This is a genomic window from Streptacidiphilus anmyonensis, assembly GCF_000787855.1.
Taxonomy (GTDB): domain Bacteria; phylum Actinomycetota; class Actinomycetes; order Streptomycetales; family Streptomycetaceae; genus Streptacidiphilus; species Streptacidiphilus anmyonensis.
Map to the genome: position 1 here is coordinate 188434 of NZ_BBPQ01000001.1, position 15111 is coordinate 203544.

General features: G+C 71.3%; 15 protein-coding genes. 6 read left to right on the forward strand and 9 right to left on the reverse strand.

The window, feature by feature from the left end; translation table 11 throughout:
• Position 1: 1 nt before the first annotated feature.
• Positions 2 to 2020 (reverse strand): thioredoxin domain-containing protein, encoded by a 2019-nt coding sequence (locus tag TR50_RS00820; protein ID WP_042412495.1) that lies wholly within the window; start codon positions 2018 to 2020, stop codon positions 2 to 4.
• A gap of 103 nt (positions 2021 to 2123) precedes the next feature.
• On the opposite strand from TR50_RS00820, the gene TR50_RS00825 reads away from it, so the two are divergent.
• Entirely contained in the window at positions 2124 to 2426 is a 303-nt protein-coding gene (locus tag TR50_RS00825; protein ID WP_042412497.1) for a DUF3303 family protein, read from the forward strand.
• Positions 2427 to 2554: 128 nt separating this feature from the next.
• On the opposite strand, the gene TR50_RS00830 is transcribed toward TR50_RS00825, so the two are convergent.
• Complete coding sequence (locus tag TR50_RS00830) at positions 2555 to 3565, reverse strand: aldo/keto reductase (protein WP_042412499.1); 1011 nt, start codon at positions 3563 to 3565, stop codon at positions 2555 to 2557.
• A 107-nt stretch (positions 3566 to 3672) separates the two neighbouring features.
• Between TR50_RS00830 and gad the strand changes: the two genes are divergently transcribed.
• Complete coding sequence (gad, locus tag TR50_RS00835) at positions 3673 to 5082, forward strand: glutamate decarboxylase (RefSeq protein ID WP_042412502.1); 1410 nt, start codon at positions 3673 to 3675, stop codon at positions 5080 to 5082.
• A gap of 8 nt (positions 5083 to 5090) precedes the next feature.
• Here gad and nicT read toward each other — a convergent pair whose 3' ends face one another.
• The 3 genes from nicT to mca form a co-directional block, all read right to left on the reverse strand.
• Positions 5091 to 6233: a Nickel transporter NicT gene (nicT, locus tag TR50_RS00840; protein WP_084699614.1), complete on the reverse strand. Its 1143-nt coding sequence runs from the start codon at positions 6231 to 6233 to the stop codon at positions 5091 to 5093.
• A gap of 91 nt (positions 6234 to 6324) precedes the next feature.
• Positions 6325 to 6522, reverse strand: a complete 198-nt coding sequence (locus TR50_RS00845) for a hypothetical protein (RefSeq protein WP_439654182.1) — start codon at positions 6520 to 6522, stop codon at positions 6325 to 6327.
• 12 nt (positions 6523 to 6534) lie between these two features.
• Positions 6535 to 7437: a mycothiol conjugate amidase Mca gene (gene mca, locus TR50_RS00850; RefSeq protein ID WP_042412516.1), complete on the reverse strand. Its 903-nt coding sequence runs from the start codon at positions 7435 to 7437 to the stop codon at positions 6535 to 6537.
• Between the two features lie 106 nt (positions 7438 to 7543).
• Between mca and TR50_RS00855 the strand changes: the two genes are divergently transcribed.
• From TR50_RS00855 to TR50_RS42205, 3 genes are all read left to right on the forward strand, one after another.
• Complete coding sequence (locus tag TR50_RS00855) at positions 7544 to 7981, forward strand: DUF4307 domain-containing protein (RefSeq protein WP_042412518.1); 438 nt, start codon at positions 7544 to 7546, stop codon at positions 7979 to 7981.
• A 152-nt stretch (positions 7982 to 8133) separates the two neighbouring features.
• Positions 8134 to 8631: a transcription elongation factor GreA gene (gene greA / locus TR50_RS00860; RefSeq protein WP_042412521.1), complete on the forward strand. Its 498-nt coding sequence runs from the start codon at positions 8134 to 8136 to the stop codon at positions 8629 to 8631.
• A gap of 200 nt (positions 8632 to 8831) precedes the next feature.
• Positions 8832 to 9941: a hypothetical protein gene (locus tag TR50_RS42205; protein WP_152648182.1), complete on the forward strand. Its 1110-nt coding sequence runs from the start codon at positions 8832 to 8834 to the stop codon at positions 9939 to 9941.
• Between the two features lie 16 nt (positions 9942 to 9957).
• Here TR50_RS42205 and TR50_RS00870 read toward each other — a convergent pair whose 3' ends face one another.
• The 3 genes from TR50_RS00870 to ilvA form a co-directional block, all read right to left on the reverse strand.
• Positions 9958 to 10758 carry an ABC transporter permease gene (locus tag TR50_RS00870; protein ID WP_042412523.1) on the reverse strand — a complete coding sequence of 267 codons (801 nt, stop codon included), beginning with the start codon at positions 10756 to 10758 and terminating at the stop codon, positions 9958 to 9960.
• Positions 10755 to 11795 carry a daunorubicin resistance protein DrrA family ABC transporter ATP-binding protein gene (locus TR50_RS00875; protein ID WP_042412526.1) on the reverse strand — a complete coding sequence of 347 codons (1041 nt, stop codon included), beginning with the start codon at positions 11793 to 11795 and terminating at the stop codon, positions 10755 to 10757. Before TR50_RS00875 ends, TR50_RS00870 begins: the two co-directional genes overlap by 4 nt.
• Positions 11796 to 11972: 177 nt before the next feature.
• Positions 11973 to 13190 (reverse strand): threonine ammonia-lyase, encoded by a 1218-nt coding sequence (gene ilvA / locus TR50_RS00880; RefSeq protein WP_042412528.1) that lies wholly within the window; start codon positions 13188 to 13190, stop codon positions 11973 to 11975.
• A 65-nt stretch (positions 13191 to 13255) separates the two neighbouring features.
• Between ilvA and TR50_RS00885 the strand changes: the two genes are divergently transcribed.
• The gene (locus TR50_RS00885; RefSeq protein ID WP_042412532.1) at positions 13256 to 13732 is read left to right on the forward strand and encodes a MarR family winged helix-turn-helix transcriptional regulator; all 477 of its coding nucleotides are present in this window, start codon (positions 13256 to 13258) and stop codon (positions 13730 to 13732) included.
• A gap of 45 nt (positions 13733 to 13777) precedes the next feature.
• On the opposite strand, the gene TR50_RS00890 is transcribed toward TR50_RS00885, so the two are convergent.
• On the reverse strand, positions 13778 to 14935 hold the full coding sequence (locus TR50_RS00890) for a cystathionine gamma-synthase (RefSeq protein ID WP_042412535.1): 1158 nt from the start codon (positions 14933 to 14935) through the stop codon (positions 13778 to 13780).
• Between the last annotated feature and the right edge of the window lie 176 nt (positions 14936 to 15111).

Here is a 15111-nt window from a genome sequence, read left to right on the forward strand (position 1 = left end):
GTCAGGCTTCCTTCGGGATCGCGCTGAGCCCCTCACGGAGCCAGGCCGGGTCGGTGACGGGGGCGTCGCAGGTGAAGCGGCGGCAGACGTAGGCCGCCGGCGCGCCGTCGAGGAGCGGCTGGTCCTCGCCCGCGGGCGTGACGACCAGGCCCGGGGCGGTCGCGGCCAGGGCGGCGATCCGCAGCGCCGCCGTCGCCGGGTCCTCGGGCGCGCCCGCGAGGGCGACCTTGCGGGGGCCGTCGAGGAGGGCCTGGGCGGTCGCCAGGCCCCAGCCGACGAAGCGCGGGGCCTGTCCGGCCAGCGGTGTCACCACCGTCAACGCCTGCTCCGCGGCTGTGCGGTGGCGCTCGGAGTCGGTCAGGGCCGCATAGGAGAGCAGGGCTCCCGCCGCGGCGGTCCAGCCGGACGGCGCCGCGTTGTCGGTCGGGTCCTGCGGGCGGCGGATCAGCGGCTCCGCGTCGGCGGCGGTGTCGTACAGGGCTCCTGACGCCTCGTCCGTGAACCGGGTCAACACAACGTCGAGCAGTTCCCCGGCGGCGTCGAGCCATCGAGCGTCGCCGGTGACGGTGTGCAGTGTGAGCAGGCCCTCCGCCACGTCGCCGTAGTCCTCCAGGACGCCGGCGTTGCGGCCCGCCACACCGTCACGGGAGGTGCGCAGCAGGCGGCCCGACGCGTCGCGGTGGACCCCGAGCAGCAGCGCGGTCGTGACCACGGCGGCGTCAAGGAAGTCGGGGCGGTCCAGCAGCGCGCCCGCCTCGGCGAGCGCGGCGACGGCCAGGCCGTTCCAGGCGGCGACCACCTTGTCGTCGCGGGCGGGACGCGGTCGCAGGTCACGAGCGGCGAGCAGACGCTCGCGCATCTCCTCGTCCGCGGCGTCGGGCTCGTCCTCCCCCGGCCACTGCAGGACGGAGGCGCCCTCCTCGAAGGTGCCCTGCGGGGTCACGCCGTAGCGCTCCGCGGCGCGCAGACCGTCCTCCTCGCCGAGCACCTCGGCCAGCTGGCCGGGTGTCCACACGTAGAACGCGCCCTCGCGGCTGTGTCCCTCGGCGTCGTGGCTGTCCGCGTCCAGCGCGGAGGCGAAGCCGCCCTCGGCGGTGCGCAGTTCACGCAGCAGGAAGTCGCCGGTGCCCTCGGCGACGCGGCGCGCCAGCGCGCTGCCGGTGGCGCGCCACAGGTGCAGGTACACACGGAGCAGCAGCGCGTTGTCGTACAGCATCTTCTCGAAGTGCGGCACGACCCAGTGCGCGTCGACGGAGTAGCGGGCGAAGCCGCCGCCGAGCTGGTCGTGGATGCCGCCGCGGGCCATCGCCGCGCAGGTGCGCTCGACCAGGTCGAGCGCCGCGGGCGAGCCGGTGGCGGCGTGGTGGCGCAGCAGGAACTCCAGCACCATGGACGGCGGGAACTTGGGCGCGCCGCCGAACCCTCCGTTGCGCTCGTCGAACTCCCGGCCGAGCCCGGCCAGCGCCTGGCGCATCGACTCCGGCCCCGGCAGGTCGGCCGCGGCCAGCCCCGCGTACACCCCGGCGCGGCCGCTCAGCTCGTGCACGATCCGGTGGGCCACGTCCGTGACCTCCTCGCGCCGCCCGCGCCAGGCCTCGGCGACGCCCTCCAGCACCTGCCGGAACGACGGCATGCCGTGCCGGGGCTCCGGCGGGAAGTAGGTCCCGAAGTAGAACGGCTCCCCGTCCGGCGTCAGCCACACCGTCATCGGCCACCCGCCCTGCCCGGTCGCCGCCTGCACCGCCTCCATGTAGACGGCGTCGACGTCGGGCCGCTCCTCGCGGTCCACCTTGACCGGCACGAAGTGCGCGTTCAGGTACTCCGCGAGGCCGTCGTCCTCGAAGCTCTCGTGGGCCATGACATGGCACCAGTGACACGCGGCGTAGCCGACGCTGAGCAGCACCGGAACGTCCCGTTCGCGGGCGGCCGCGAAGGCGTCGTCACCCCACTCCCACCAGTCGACCGGGTTGTCGGCGTGCTGCAGAAGATACGGCGAGGTCGCACCAGCCAAGCGGTTCACCTCGTCAGCCTCTCACATGGCTGAAGGTCTGAACGTGCAGCGACCCGGAGCCGGGCCCACGATGGAGGGGGGTCACCACGCCGCACCGAGGAGGTGGCGCCACATGCGCACGATCATGACCGTCAGCATGGACACGGACAAGGCGAACGAGGTCATCCTCGCCAAGCGCCTACAGGAGTTCATGCAGTCGCGGCTCGCAGTGCTGAAGCCGGAGGCTGCCTACTTCTGGACCCTGAACGGAAAGCGGGGCGGCTTCGTCGTCTTCGACCTCAAGGAGCCCGCGCAGATCCCCTCCATCGCCGAGCCGTTCTTCCAGGAGCTCGGCGCCGAGGTCTCGTTCTCACCGGTCATGGTGCCGGAGGACATCGGCAAGGGCCTCGACCCCGGTTACGCGCCGCCCGCCTGACCCGGCCCCGGCCCTGGCCCCGACTACGGCCACCGTCTCGGTTTCGGTCTCGGCCACGCCGCCCTCGTGCGTCATGGAAGCCCAGGTCGACGCTTCGACCTGGGCTTCCAGTCGGCCGTCCGGCCCTGCTACCAGGCGTAGGCCTCCGGTGCGGGGCCAGTTCCCGGGAAGATCTCGTCGAGACCGGCCAGCAACTCCTCCGAGAGCGTCAGCTCCAGCGCCCGCAGCGCGGAGTCCAACTGCTCGTGCGTGCGCGGGCCGACAATGGGGCCGGTGACGCCGGGGCGGGTCAGCAGCCAGGCCAGCGCCACCTCGCCCGGCTCCATCCCGTGCTTGGCCACCAGGTTCTCGTACGCCTCCACCTTCGCGCGGACCCCCGGGTCGGCCAGCCCCGCCGCCGACCGGCCCGTCCTGGTGCGGGCCCCGACGCCCTCGGCCTCCTTGCGCAGCGCGCCGCCGAGCAGGCCCTGGTGCAGCGGCGACCACGGGATGACGCCCAGACCGTACTCCTGAGCGGCAGGGACGACCTCCAGCTCGGAGCGCCGCTCGAAGAGGTTGTACAGGCACTGCTCGCTGACCAGACCCAGCCCGAGCCGTCCGCGCTTCGCGGTCTCGTTGGCCTGGGCGATCTTGTATCCGGGGAAGTTGGAGGAGCCCGCGTAGAGGATCTTGCCCTGCTGGACCAGCGTGTCCACGGCCTGCCAGATCTCCTCGAAGGAGGTCAGCCGGTCGACGTGGTGGAACTGGTACACGTCGATGTGGTCGGTGCCGAGCCGCCGCAGGCTGGCCTCGACGGCACGGCGGATGTTGACCGCCGAGAGCCGGTCGAAGTTGGGCCAGGAGGCGCCGACGACGGGCTCGCCGTCGATCATGTTGCCGTAGACCTTGGTGGCCAGCACGACCTTGTCGCGCCGCCCGCCGCCCTTGGCGAACCAGGAGCCGACGATCTCCTCGGTCAGGCCCTTGTGCTCGGTGAGCCCGTAGATGTTCGCGGTGTCGAAGAAGTTGACGCCCGCGTCGAGCGCGGCGTCCATCAGGCTGTGCGCGTCGGCCTCGTCGGTCTGCGGGCCGAAGTTCATCGTGCCGAGGACGAGGCGGCTGACCTTGACCCCGGTGCGTCCGAGCTGCGTGTACTCCATGGGCTCATCCAAGCCCCCTGGAGTGCGCTCGAAGCAAGCGCTTCCGAGGCACCGAAGCAGAGCGTTTCGCCGCGCAGCGGCCGTGGGCCGTGCTTAGGCTGGTCGTCATGGCGCTGCATCAGGGACAGGACAAGCAAAAGCCGCTGAGCCTCCCGCGGGTGGCCGGCGTGGAGGACCTCCTCAACGGCATGGAGGAGGCGGTGCCGAAGAACCGCCTTCCGCACCACCCGCTTCCGGCGGTGATCGCCTCCCAACTGATCCGCGACGAACTGCTGCTGGACGGCAACGCGCGGCTCAACCTCGCCACGTTCGTGACCACCTGGATGGATCCGCAGGTCACCGAGCTGATCAGCGAGTGCCTCGACAAGAACATGATCGACAAGGACGAGTATCCGCAGACGGCCGAGTTCGAACGCCGCTGTGTGAACATCCTCGCCGACCTGTGGCACGCGCCGGACGCGACACAGGCCGTCGGCTGCTCCACCACCGGCTCCAGCGAGGCCTGCATGCTCGCCGGGATGGCCCTGAAGCGGCGCTGGATGCAGCGCAACCGCGAGAAGTACGACAGCGGCGCCGCCCGCCCCAACCTGGTGATGGGCGCGAACGTCCAGGTCTGCTGGGAGAAGTTCTGCAACTTCTGGGAGGTCGAGTGCCGCCTGGCCCCCATGGAGGGCGACCGCTTCCACCTCGACGCGCAGTCGGCGCTGGCCCTGGTCGACCAGAACACCATCGGCGTCGTCGGCGTCCTCGGCTCCACCTTCGACGGCAGCTTCGAGCCGATCAAGGAGATCTGCGAGGCACTGGACGACCTGGAGCGACGGACCGGGCTGGACATCCCCGTCCACGTCGACGGGGCGTCCGGCGGCATGATCGCCCCCTTCATCGACCCCGATCTGGTCTGGGACTTCCGACTCCCGCGCGTCGCCTCGATCAACACCTCCGGCCACAAGTACGGGCTGGTCTACCCCGGCGTCGGCTGGGCGCTGTGGCGCGACGCGGAGGCGCTCCCCGAGGAACTGGTCTTCCGGGTGAACTACCTCGGCGGCAACATGCCGACCTTCGCCCTCAACTTCTCGCGCCCCGGCGCGCAGGTGATCGCCCAGTACTACAACTTCCTGCGCCTGGGCCGGGCCGGCTACACGGCGGTGCAGCAGGCAACGCGCGACGTCGCGATCCGCCTCGCCCAGGGCATCGAGGGGCTCGGCGTCTTCCGCCTGCTGACGCGCGGCGACGAGCTGCCCGTCTTCGCCTTCACCACGACCGACGACGTGACGTCGTTCGACGTCTTCGACGTCTCGCGCAGGCTCCGTGAACGCGGCTGGCTCGTCCCGGCGTACACCTTCCCGGAGAACCGAACGGACCTGGCGGTCATCCGCATCGTCATCCGCAACGGGTTCACCATCGACCTCGCGGACCTCCTGCTGAACGACCTGGCCCGGCTCCTGCCCGAGCTCCAGGCCCAGCCCAGCCCGGGCACCGAGCACGGTGTGACGCCGCGGGAGGGCTTCCACCACTGAAAACCGCGTTACGCGGCTCGCTGGTCCTCGACAGCGGCCCCGGCGGCGACGGCCGCCGGGGCCGGCGTGCCGCCGGGCGCGAGCGCCCACTTCTCCTCGACGCGTCCGAAGCGCCAGACGGCCAGCGCGGCCAGCCAGGTGACGACGAAGAGCCCGACGATCACGAAGCCGACGTTGTTCAGGTCCAGTCCGGCGATCCAGCCGATCACGCCGCCGCTGATGTCCAGCTTCTCGGCCAGCAGGCCGGTCAGTTCGATGCCGCCGATGATCACGGCCACGGCGACCGACAGGCCGGTGATCGTGATGTTGTAGTAGACCTTGCGGACCGGCTGCGAGAAGGCCCACTCGTAGGCGAAGTTCATGAACGAGCCGTCGATCGTGTCCAGCAGCGACATACCGGCCGCGAAGAGCACGGGCAGGGTGAGGATCGCGTACCAGGGCAGCGAGAAGGCCGAGGCGCCGCCCGCCAGCACCAGCAGCGAGACCTCGGTCGCGGTGTCGAACCCGAGCCCGAACAGCAGGCCGACCGGGTACATGTGCCACGGCTTGGAGACGGCCTTGGTGACGCGGCCCAGGATGCGGTTCATCAGCCCGCGCTTGTTCAGGTGCTCCTCGAGCTCGGCCTCGCTGTAGTCGCCCCCGCGCATCTTCCGGAAGACCTTGACGATGCCGACCAGCACCACCGCGTTGATCACGGCGATCAGCATCAGGAAGGTGCCGGAGACGGTCGTGCCGATCGTTCCGGCGAGCGTCTGCAGTGTGGAGGAGCCGTTGGAGACCTGGCCGGCCAGGGCCTTCACGCCGAAGGAGAGCAGCAGGCACAGGCCGAAGACGACGGAGGAGTGGCCGAGGGAGAACCAGAAGCCGACCGACAGCGGCCGCTTCTCCTCGCCCATCAGCTTGCGGGTGGTGTTGTCGATGGCCGCGATGTGGTCGGCGTCGAAGGCGTGCCTCATGCCGAGGGTGTACGCGGTCAGGCCGATGCCGAGGCCGAAGGCCTGGGTGCCGACCTGGTAGTGGTGCGGGGCGACGATCAGCGCCAGGACGCCCCAGCCGACGACGTGCAGGGCGACGACGAACGCCGCCATGCCCCCCAGCCGGGCCCATTCACGCCGGGTCAGAGCGCCCTTGATACGCGTGATCGTCCCCATGCCACACACCCCTCCGTGGATCAGCTGCCGATCCACCGTAGGGGCTGCCGATATTTAGTTGCAAGTCATTCGCAATAGCGTACGGCTCGCGCTAGCTCTTGGCGTCCTCGGCGGGCTCCGGCTCCTCCACGAAGTCGACCTTGCCCAGCGAGCGGTTCATGGCCTTGAGGATCCACCAGGTGCCCGCGCCCAGCGCGGCGAAGACCAGAAAGCCCAGGATGCCCGGGGTGACCTTGTTCTCGTCCAGGGCGAGCAAGGCGGTGGCGGCGGGGTGCATGGCTGTGTTCACCGTTCCATCGTCTCAGGAGGGATTGGGGATCTTGGAGGCCCCCACCGGGATCTGGATCCCCTCGAAGAGGTCGGCCTCCGGGATGGACGAGTCGACCAGGGATCGGGCCAGCTCGTAGTCCTCCGTCGGCCACACCTCGCGCTGGATCTCCATCGGCACCCGGAACCACGGGCCGTCCGGGTCGATCTGGGTGGCGTGGGCGATGAGCGCCTTGTCGCGGACCTCGAAGAAGTCGCCGCAGGGCACGCGCGTGGTGATCTCACGCGGCTTGCGGTCCGACTCCTCCCAGCGGGCGATCCACTCCTTGTACGGGGACTCCAGGCCGCGCGCGTTCATCGCCGCGTCCAGGGCCTTGATCCGCTCCAGGGAGATGCCCTGGTTGTAGTAGAGCTTCAGCGGCTGCCACGGCTCACCCGCCTCCGGGTAGGCGTCCGGGTCCCCCGCCTTGTCGAAGGCCAGCATCGTGATCTTGTGGGTCATGATGTGGTCCGGGTGCGGGTAGCCGCCGTTCTCGTCGTACGTGGTGATCACGTGCGGCCGGAACTCGCGGATCAGCTTCACCAGCGCGCCGGCCGCCTCCTCGACCGGCTGGAGCGCGAAGCACCCCTCCGGCAGCGGCGGCAGCGGGTCGCCCTCCGGCAGGCCGGAGTCGACGAAGCCGAGCCATGCCTGCTTGACGCCGAGGATCGCCCGCGCGGCGTCCATCTCCTTGGCCCGGACCTCGTGGATGTTCTCCTCGATCCACGGGTCCCCCTGGAGCTTCGGGTTCAGCACCGAACCACGCTCGCCCCCCGTGCATGTGGCCACGAGCACGTCCACGCCACGCGAGACGTACATCGCCATGGTGGCCGCGCCCTTGCTGGACTCGTCGTCCGGGTGCGCGTGCACCGCCATCAGTCGCAACTGCTCAGTCACTGCCCCTGTGCCCTTCGTCTTCGGTACAGACTCCTATAGTGACGGACGGGGGTATGCCGTTGATTCCGCGATCATGCGCGGAACCCCCGAAGGAGGCCAAAGTCCGATGGCGGATACGACCCCGGACGTACGCCCGGCCGAGAGCGCGGCCGAGCAGCTCGCCGCGCAGCCGCCGGTCGGCCGCTACGGCCGCCGCGACGAGAAGAAGGCGCGGGTGCGCGGCAAGCGCGTCTACTACGTCACCGTCGCGCTGGCGCTCGCCCTGGTCGCGGCGATCGGCTACGAGTACGTCTCCGGCAACCCCGTCAACGGGGAGGTGCAGACCTTCCAGGTGATCTCCGCCCACGAGGTCAGGATCACCCTGGAGGTGAGCAAGCCCAGCGACAAGGCCGCCTCCTGCACCGTCCGCTCGCGCGACGCGAACGGCGACGAGGTGGGGCGCGTCAGCGTCGCCATCCCCAAGGGCACCGGTGACACGCAGACGACCGTGCTGCTCAGGACCACGTCCCTCGGCACCACCGGGGAGCTCGTCGGCTGCTCCTGACCGGGGTTCCGGGCCGGCCCGTCGGCCGTCAACACCCGGGTGACGCTCTTCACGGCTCCTGACTCCCGGCGCGGGAATTGTTAGGGTTGTGGTTTCGCCCGTTCCGACCGAGCGGGCGATGCTTTGTATCCCAGTACCTACGAGGAGCACCAGTGACCCAGACCAGCGACAACGTCACCTGGCTCACCCAGGAGGCGTACAACCAGCTTCGTGCCGAGCTGGAGCACCTGTCGGGTCCCGGACGCACCGAGATCGCGCAGAAGATCGAGCAGGCCCGCGAGGAAGGCGATCTCAAGGAGAACGCCGGCTACCACGCGGCGCGCGAGGAGCAGGGCAAGATGGAGCTGCGCATCCGCCAGCTCACCCAGCTCCTGGAGCGCGCCCAGGTCGGCGAGGCGCCGGCGGACAACGGCGTGGCCGGCCCGGGTATGACCATCACCGTCGCGTTCGACGGTGACCTGGACGACACCATGACCTTCCTGCTCGGCTCCCGCGAGGCCGCCTCGGGCGACATCGAGGTCTACTCCCCGCAGTCGCCGCTCGGCCGCGCCATCGTCGGCCAGAAGGTCGGCGCGGACGTGTCCTACGAGCTTCCGAACGGCCGCAAGGCGAACGTCAAGATCACCGAGGCCAAGCCGTTCACCGGCTGAGGCCCGCCCCACCCGCCATCCCGTACCGCCCCGCCACGGCCCGCGCCGTGGACGGGGCGGTACGTGCGTTCGGCCGCGGGGAGCCGGGTTCGTCCCTTGGACAGGTCTGTCCCTTGCACAGGTTTGTCCATTGCACAGGGCCCCCGGTAGCGGGATGATCTCGCCCGCTGATGCACGAGCAGAACGCGAGAGCAGGGATCATGAGCGCCGCCGGACAGCCGTTCGCCGATTCGGAGCAGGGACCGTCAGGCGGATCGGAGGTCGTGCGGTACCGGGCACGGGCCTGGCAGACGGTCGTCGTCGCCGGGGCCTTCGCGCTGATGGCGGCCGCCTTCCTCACGGATGCCCTGGCCCGGCCGGTTCCGGGTGAGTCCTGGTCGGAGCGCCTGGCCGCCGCGTGGCCGTTCGCGCTGCTGACCGTCGAGTACGGGTGGCTCTCCTTCTGGGTCGGCGTCGCCCTCACTCCGGAGGCCGCGGTGGTCTACCGGTTCCGCCGCCGGACGGTGCCGTGGCGCGAGATCGCCGAGGTGGCCGTGGAGCCCTTCCCGCTCGGCGGTGGCCGCCGCGTCGTGCTCCACCTGCACGACGGCACCCGCATCGCGCTGCGTCAGCCCAGCACCGGCTTCCTCGTCTGGGACCCCCGCTTCGACGAGAAGCTCGCCGCCATCCGCTCCTCCTGGCTGGCCGGCGGCGGAACAGCCTGGCCGGAGAGCGAGGTGGACGAGCCGCCGGCGGACAGCTTCCGTCTCAGGCCCTCCGTGCTCCAGCGGATCTATCCGTCGTTCCCGCCGGCGCTGGTCGCCGTCGAGGTGGGGGCGGGCAGCCAGGCGAGCGGCGGCTCCGTGGTCCAGCACGTCGTCGGCGGACTCGTCGGCCTGTTCCTGCTCGGCTGCGCCTCCCGGTTCTGGTTCGTCGGCACCACCGCCGACCGGCAGCGGCTCGTCTCCCGTGACCTGCTCGGCCGACGCACCGTGGTGCCCTGGGCGGACGTCCGCGCCCTCCGGGTGGTGGCCACGCGCACCGCCCGCCGCCTCGCGGTGACGGACGTGAGCGGTCGCACCCTGCTGCTAGCCGCTCCGCGGCTGGGAGCCCTGCTGTGGGACCCCGGGTTCCAGGCCAAGGCGGAGATGCTGCGACGCCGGTGGAGCGAGCTGTACCCCGAGGCCGCCGCGACCGCGCCGTCGCCCGCACCGGGCGAAAGCCCGCGGCCGTGGCAGCGCGCCGTCGTGGGCGTCATCGGCCTCGTCTACGCCTTCGGCGCGGTCATGGTCCTGTTCCTGGGCCTCGTGCTGCTGCTGATGCTCGTCTGAGAGCCGGAGCCGGTCGTCAGCCGTCCGCGAGGCGGTACTTGCGCACGGCCAGGGTCCGGAACACCACGATGATCAGCACCGACCAGCCGATGGACACCGGGATGGCGTGCTTCATCGGCCAGGCCGTCTGCACCATCCCGGGCGGCACGTTGCCGAACAGCTGCCGCACCGCCTGCACGGTGGCGCTGAACGGGTTCCAGTACGCGATCGGCTGGAGCCAACCCGGCATGGTGGCGACGGGGACGAAGGCGTTGGAGATGAAGGTCAGCGGGAACAGCCACACCAGCCCCGCCGAGGTCGCCGCCTCCGGGCTGCGCACCGACAGGCCGATCAGCGCCCCGATCCAGGAGAAGGCGTAGCCCAGCAGGAGCAGCAGCAGGAACCCGCAGAACACCTTCCAGAGGTCGTTGTGCGTGCGCCAGCCGATCAGCAGCGAGACGATCGACAGCACCACCAGGATCAGCGCCGTCTGGACGGAGTCCGCCAGGGTGCGTCCGGTCAGGACGGCGCCGCGGGCCATCGGCAGCGAGCGGAAGCGGTCGACCAGGCCCTTGGTCATGTCCTCCGAGATGCCCGCCGAGGCCCCGGCCACCGCGAAGGTGACCGTCTGCGCGAAGATGCCCGCGATCAGGTACTGCTTGTAGGCGTTCGGGTCGGTGGTCGCGCCGGGGACGGTGATCGCGCCGCCCATCACGTAGGTGAAGAGCAGCACGAACATGACCGGCTGGATGAGCCCGAAGACCAGGACCTCGGGGATCCGCGTCATACGGCGCACATTGCGCTTGGCGACGACGAACGAGTCGTTCATGGCGGTCATACCCGGGCCTTCTTCCTGCCCGCGCGCCGTCCCGCACCCGTCTCGCCGTCCGGGCTCTGCGGACCGCCCTCGTCCTCGTCCCCGCCCTCCTCGGCCTCGGTCACGTGGCCGGTCAGCGAGAGGAAGACGTCGTCGAGGGTCGGTCGGCGCAGCCCGATGTCGTGGATGAGGATCCCCCGCGCGTCCAGGTCCCGGATCACGTCCGCGAGGACGCGCGCGCCGCCGGTCACCGGGACGGTGATCCGGCGGGTGTGCGGCTCGACGGTGGGCTCCCCGATCGCGTACGGGGCCAGCGCCTCCACGGCGAGCGGCAGCGCCGCCGAGTCCGTCACCACCACCTCCACGCGCTCGCCGCCGATCTGCGCCTTCAGCTGGTCCGCGGTGCCGCGGGCGATGACGCGACCGCGGTCGACGACGGCGATGTCGTGGGCGAGCCGGTCGGCCTCCTCCAGGTACTGCGTGGTCAGCAGCAGCGTCGTGCCCTCCCCGACCAGTTCCTCGATGACCTCCCACAGGGCCATCCGGTTCCGCGGGTCGAGGCCGGTCGTCGGCTCGTCGAGGAACATCACCGGCGGGCGCACGACCAGCGCGGCGGCCAGGTCCAGACGGCGTCGCATGCCGCCGGAGTACGTCTTGGCGATCCGCCCGGCCGCGTCGTCGAGGCTGAACCGCTTCAGCAGCTCCCTCGCCCGCGCCTTCGCCTCACGCGCGGACATCTGGTAGAGCTCGCCGACCATCTGCAGGTTCTCCTGCCCGGTCAGGTACTCGTCGACGGCCGCGTACTGGCCGGAGAGCCCGATCAGGCTGCGCACCTTGTCCGGGTGCTTCAGCACGTCGACGCCGGCGACGCTGGCGCGCCCGGAGTCCGGCCGCAGCAACGTGGTGAGCACGCGTACGGCCGTGGTCTTCCCCGCGCCGTTGGGCCCCAGCAGGCCCAGCACCGTCGCCTCCGGCACCTCCAGATCCACACCGTCGAGCGCACGAACGTCCCCGAAGGTGCGCACCAGCCCCTCGGCGGAGATGGCTGCCTCGCTCATCGACTGCGTCTCCCTCCCGCGTTGGTCCCTGCGGTCTCCCCAGCCTCGCGTACGAAGGCGGAGCACGCATGTTCACCCGGGGCCCGGCGGACGGCCGTACCTCCCGGCCCCGGCCAGAGGGGACGGCCTCGCGTCTCCGGCCCGGTCAGGTCGGTCGCGGGACGGGGGCTGCCGCCGCTACGCCTGCGAGAGGACCGTGTAGCCCGCGTCGCGCAGTTCGGCGACGACCGCGGCGCAGTGCTCGGCGCCCTTCGTCTCCAGGTGGAGGTCGACCTCGACCTCGCCGATGCCGAGCTTCGGGTCGGTGCGGACGTGGGCCACGTCGACGACGTTCGCGTCGGTGCGCGACAGCACGCTCAGCAGGTCCGCCAGCGCGCCCGGGCGGTCGTTGACGCGCAGGCGCAGCGACATGTACCGGCCCGCCGCCGCCATGCCGTGGCGCAGGACGCGCTGCATCAGCAGCGGGTCGATGTTGCCGCCGGAGAGGACCGCCACGACCGGTCCCTCGATCTCCGCGCCGTGCTCCAGCAGCGCCGCGACCGGGCTCGCGCCCGCCGGTTCGACGACGAGCTTCGCTCGTTCGAGGCAGACCAGCAGGGCCCGTGCCAGCGCGTCCTCGCTGACGGTCCAGACGCCGTCCGCGAGCCGGTTGATGATCTCGAACGGCACCTCGCCGGGTCTGCGCACCTGGATCCCGTCGGCCATCGTCGCGCACCGCTCCAGCGTCACCGGGCGGCCGGCCCGCAGCGACGGCGGGTACGCGGCCGCGCCCTCCGCCTGGACGCCGATCACGCGCACGTCGGGACGCACGTGCTTGACCGCGGCGGCGAGGCCCGCGAGCAGCCCGCCGCCGCCGGTGCCGACCAGGATGGTCCGCACCTCCGGGCTCTGCTCCAGGATCTCCAGACCGACGGTGCCCTGACCGGCCACGATGTCGGGATGGTCGAAGGGGTGGATGAACACCGCGCCGGTGGTCTCCGCGTACTCCAGGGCCGCGGCCAGCGTCTCGTCGAAGTGGTCGCCGACCAGGCGCACGTCCGCGCCGTAGTCGCGGGTGGCGGCCACCTTGGGGAGCGGCGCGGCGACGGGCATGAAGACCGTCGAACGGACACCGAGGGTGTGCGCCGCGAGCGCCACGCCCTGCGCGTGGTTGCCCGCGCTGGCCGCGACCACGCCCGCCGCGCGCTCGACGGGCGAGAGCCCGGCGATGCGCACGTACGCGCCGCGCAGCTTGAACGAGCCGGTGCGCTGCAGGTTCTCGCACTTGAGCTGGACCGGGGCGCCGATCAGCGAGGAGAGGTAGCGGCTGCTCTCCATCGGGGTGATCCGCGCGAGGCCCGAGAGCATCTTGTGAGCCCCTCGGACGTCGTCGAGGGTGATCGGCCAGGCGTTCATGGCTTCAGCCTAGGGGCCCGGCGCGGATACGCTCGGAGGGCTCAGCCGAACGACAGAACGCGACGATGCCGATGCCCGAAGACAGCGCCCCTGACTCCGCCCCCGCCGAGCTGTACGACCAGCTCCAGTACCAGGTCGCGATCTTCGCGCGCCGGGTCGAGCAGGCACGGATCGGCGCACTGGGCGAGCAGCGCAACTCCATGGACCGCGCGGCGTTCCTGCTGCTGAACCGGCTCGACCGGTCGGGCCCGGTGGGCGTCAAGGCGCTCGCGCAGGCCATGGGCATCGACTCGTCCACGGTGACCCGCCAGGTCGCCCCGCTGGTCGACTGCGGCCTCGTGGACCGGGTGCCGAACCCGGACGACGGCCGGGCCGTGCTGCTGGAGCTGTCCGACCAGGGGCGGCGCCGGCTGGAGGAGGTCCGCAGCTCGCGTCAGGAGCTGATGCGGGTGCTGTTGGCCGACTGGCCGGCCGGGGACCGGGAGACCTTCGTCGAGCTGCTGACGCGCTTCAACCAGTCGATCAAGGCGCACCGGCCCTGAGCGGCTTTCCGCCCGGGGCCGGTGCGCCTGTGCTTCCGTGCCTGGTCAGCCCAGCGCGCGCTGGAGGTCGGCCAGCAGGTCGTCGACGGACTCGATGCCGACGGACAGCCGCACCAGGTCGCTCGGCACCTCCAGCGGGGAGCCCGCCGCCGAGGCGTGCGTCATCCGGCCCGGGTGCTCGATCAGCGACTCGACGCCGCCGAGGGACTCGCCGAGGGTGAACAGCTCGGCGCGGTTGCAGGTCTGGACCGCCGCCTCCTCGCCGTCACGGTGGCGGAAGGAGACCATGCCGCCGAAGGCGCGCATCTGCTTGGCCGCGATCTCGTGGCCGGGGTGCTCGGGCAGGCCCGGGTAGAGCACCTGGGAGACCTTCGGGTGACCGGTCAGGAACTCCGCGACCCGCGCGGCGTTGGCGCTGTGACGGTCCATCCGGACGCCCAGGGTCTTGATGCCGCGCATGACCAGCCAGGCGTCGAACGGACCGGCCACCGCGCCCATCGCGTTCTGGTGGTACACCAGCTCCTCGCCCAGGGCGGCGTCGTCGGTCACCAGCGCGCCGCCGACCACGTCGGAGTGGCCGCCCATGTACTTGGTGGTCGAGTAGACGACCACGTCGGCGCCGAGCGCCAACGGCTGCTGCAGGTAGGGGCTGGCGAAGGTGTTGTCGACGACCAGCAGTGCGCCCGTGTCGTGCGCGATGTGCGCGAGGGCGGAGATGTCAGCGATCCCCAGCAGCGGGTTGCTGGGCGTCTCGACCCAGATCACCTTGGTGTTCGGCCGGACGGCCGCGCGCACGCTCTCCGGGTCGTGGGTGTTGGCGACGGACCACTCGACGCCCCAGCGCGTCAGCACCTTCGCGAAGAGCCGGAAGGTGCCGCCGTAGGCGTCGTTGGGGATGACGATGTGGTCCCCGGGCTTGGTGACGGTGCGCAGCAGCGTGTCCTCGGCGGCCAGCCCGGAGGCGAAGGCGAGGCCCCGGCGTCCGCCGTCCAGCGCCGCGAGGTTCTCCTCCAGCGCGGTGCGCGTGGGGTTGGCGGAACGGCTGTACTCGTAACCGCCGCGCAGGCCGCCGACGCCGTCCTGCTTGAAGGTGGAGACCTGGTAGATGGGGGTGACCACGGCCCCGGTCTGCGGGTCCGCCTCCTGCCCGGCATGGATGGCCAGGGTCTCGAAAGCGTAGTGATGCTGCTCGTGCTCGCTCATGAAGCCTGAGCGTAGTCCGCGCCGGGAGCACCCGTCCGTTTCCCGGGCTTTCGAAGGCCCTGCCGACTCCCGCACCACGTCCCGCACCACGTCCCGCACCGCGTCCCGCACCGCGTGTCGCTCCAAGTCCCGCTCCAAGTCCCGTGCGACGGCGGGGTCTGCTGCGGCACACTCTG

What these genes read in the sequence shown, in the direction of transcription:
- TR50_RS42205 (WP_152648182.1), top strand. Translation starts at nt 8,832, where the DNA reads ATGAGCGCCGCCGGACAGCCGTTCGCCGATTCGGAGCAGGGACCGTCA.
- TR50_RS00890 (WP_042412535.1), bottom strand. Translation starts at nt 14,935, where the DNA reads ATGAGCGAGCACGAGCAGCATCACTACGCTTTCGAGACCCTGGCCATC.
- TR50_RS00825 (WP_042412497.1), top strand. Translation starts at nt 2,124, where the DNA reads ATGCGCACGATCATGACCGTCAGCATGGACACGGACAAGGCGAACGAG.
- TR50_RS00855 (WP_042412518.1), top strand. Translation starts at nt 7,544, where the DNA reads ATGGCGGATACGACCCCGGACGTACGCCCGGCCGAGAGCGCGGCCGAG.
- TR50_RS00830 (WP_042412499.1), bottom strand. Translation starts at nt 3,565, where the DNA reads ATGGAGTACACGCAGCTCGGACGCACCGGGGTCAAGGTCAGCCGCCTC.
- ilvA (WP_042412528.1), bottom strand. Translation starts at nt 13,190, where the DNA reads ATGAACGCCTGGCCGATCACCCTCGACGACGTCCGAGGGGCTCACAAG.
- TR50_RS00875 (WP_042412526.1), bottom strand. Translation starts at nt 11,795, where the DNA reads ATGAGCGAGGCAGCCATCTCCGCCGAGGGGCTGGTGCGCACCTTCGGG.
- TR50_RS00870 (WP_042412523.1), bottom strand. Translation starts at nt 10,758, where the DNA reads ATGACCGCCATGAACGACTCGTTCGTCGTCGCCAAGCGCAATGTGCGC.
- nicT (WP_084699614.1), bottom strand. Translation starts at nt 6,233, where the DNA reads ATGGGGACGATCACGCGTATCAAGGGCGCTCTGACCCGGCGTGAATGG.
- TR50_RS00885 (WP_042412532.1), top strand. Translation starts at nt 13,256, where the DNA reads ATGCCGATGCCCGAAGACAGCGCCCCTGACTCCGCCCCCGCCGAGCTG.
- gad (WP_042412502.1), top strand. Translation starts at nt 3,673, where the DNA reads ATGGCGCTGCATCAGGGACAGGACAAGCAAAAGCCGCTGAGCCTCCCG.